Annotated in this window: 3 protein-coding genes; all 3 read right to left on the bottom strand. The window is 48.3% G+C overall.

The features are described from left to right. Window positions 1–930: alpha/beta fold hydrolase (locus AC1DWB_RS34340; RefSeq protein ID WP_477545557.1), on the bottom strand; the 930-nt coding region annotated here is incomplete at its 3' end. A 36-nt stretch (window positions 931–966) separates the two neighbouring features. Beyond that, window positions 967–1,437 (bottom strand): NUDIX domain-containing protein, encoded by a 471-nt coding sequence (locus AC1DWB_RS34335; RefSeq protein WP_477545556.1) that lies wholly within the window; start codon window positions 1,435–1,437, stop codon window positions 967–969. 100 nt (window positions 1,438–1,537) lie between these two features. Further along, on the bottom strand, window positions 1,538–1,932 hold a 395-nt coding region (locus AC1DWB_RS34330), incomplete at its 5' end, for a sugar phosphate isomerase/epimerase family protein (RefSeq protein ID WP_477545555.1).

Raw genomic sequence — 1,932 nt, 5'->3', positions numbered from 1 at the left:
ACAGAGATCACTTCTATGCTTCAAGTCAAGATGATCGAGCAAGTAGGCCGTGATGACCTCGCAATACTTGTCAGGCTCTTCTACTCGCACGGAATGACCGCTGAACTCAAACACACACACTTCATGATCCGGCGTTCTTTCTTGAAAAGCTTGGATCTGAATCGGACATGTGATCGGATCATGTCGCCCCACGATAAGCAGTGATGGTTTGTTGACTCGCGACAGCTCGACGAAAACATCCTTGTGGCACCGCCAATCGCTCATGAGACGACTTCGGGTGTAGTTGGACTTCTTCCAGCGTGCTTTGATCTCCTCGCTACTGACATTCGTATCAGCCGGCTTATCGTTACTTGGATCGTACCAGAACACTTTGTTCCCGTGGGGACGTAGGTCGATAGACGCTTTGTCGAGCAAGGGTTGAACTTCTTTGAAGTCYGTAACTTGTTCCAAAGCACTTCTATATCCTTCCGCTTCTGCAGATTTGCCAATCTCATGCAACAGAAGTATCATCTTTTCCAGTATGAATCGCTCGGCTAAGGCGAAGCTGTACGATGGACCTTCATACAGGACACATTGGATGGAATCCGGGTACATATTCGCATACAATACAGCTAGATAAGCGCCATAAGAATGGCCGAGCAATGTCCATTTGTCGATTCGCAGCTGTTTTCTGATCTCTTCGAAATCTTCGATGTTATCTTCTAGCGTTATACTCTCCTCATCACCAATGGCTTCCGATCTCCATACTCCCCGCTGATCGGGGGCAATCACCCGAAACCGGACTGACAGCCGATCACCTTGGTGGTCCACGAATTCCGTCACACCTGAGCCGCCTGGCCCGCCATGGATGTACAGTATCGCCGGACTGTCTGAGCTACCTATGACTTCTATGTACAGCTGCTTACCTCTAATGTTGTAATAGTTCCCCACCGCTACATCCTACTTCCCATACGATGAATTTCTAATTCAGACGATCGACCATTCCAGCGCCCCATTGTCCTTGCTCCACTCGATTCGGGCGTTCAGCAACGAATCACGACTGAGCATGGCACGTATAAATACCCGATAGTATTCCGGGACAAACTCGTTATGCTCCAACTGTTCTAATTGCACCCACTCCGGTACATGCTTGTGCGACTCCTTCGCCTCTAACTCACCCAGAACATCACCGCTCTTGAAGAAAAATGTTATCGCATGATTCTCCTGCTTATGATTGATGTAAGATACCACTCCTGCTAGCACCGGATTGATGAGGGTCAACCCTGTTTCCTCATACAGTTCACGCACGGCCGCTTGCTCCAATGTTTCTAGCAGCTCCACGCCTCCACCTGGAGGAGTCAATTGATTGTATGTATGATAACTTGGAACGAGTTTCTTCATCAGTACGATACGGTTGTCTTGTACCGCAATACAGGCCACTCTGACACGTATGGACATATGCAACAATTCCTCTCGGATAAGCTACCATCATTTCCCTATTATATATCCGATTATCAAAAAAAGGAGCCTAAAAAAGGCCCCCTGAACGTCTTAATACCTATTCCTTGCAATAAGCCAACAAGTTGTTGAAGCTGATCGCCAAGCTCTCGAACGGATCRCGCAAGCATACATCTTGCTCCACGACATACCATTCGACTCCGATGTCACGGCACGCCTGGATAATATCGTCGAACGGCATATTGCCCTCGCCAACCTCAGCATACACCTGCTTGTCTTCCACGATGGCCATATCCTTCAAGTGTACAACGCGCATTCTGCCATCGACTTTGCGAATCCATTCCGAAGCGCTTCCACCGCCGGCATGTACCCAGTACGTATCGATCTCGAAGTCGAATGATCCTGGATCGGAATTGTCGATCAACGACTGCATAGCCACGTTGCCGTCATACTTCTCGAACTCGAATTTGTGGTTATGATAAATGAATTGAAGAC

Source organism: Paenibacillus sp. P4_E11 (assembly GCF_056401635.1).
Note: the sequence above shows the minus strand (reverse complement) of the source record. Positions and strands in the feature narration are given on the sequence as shown.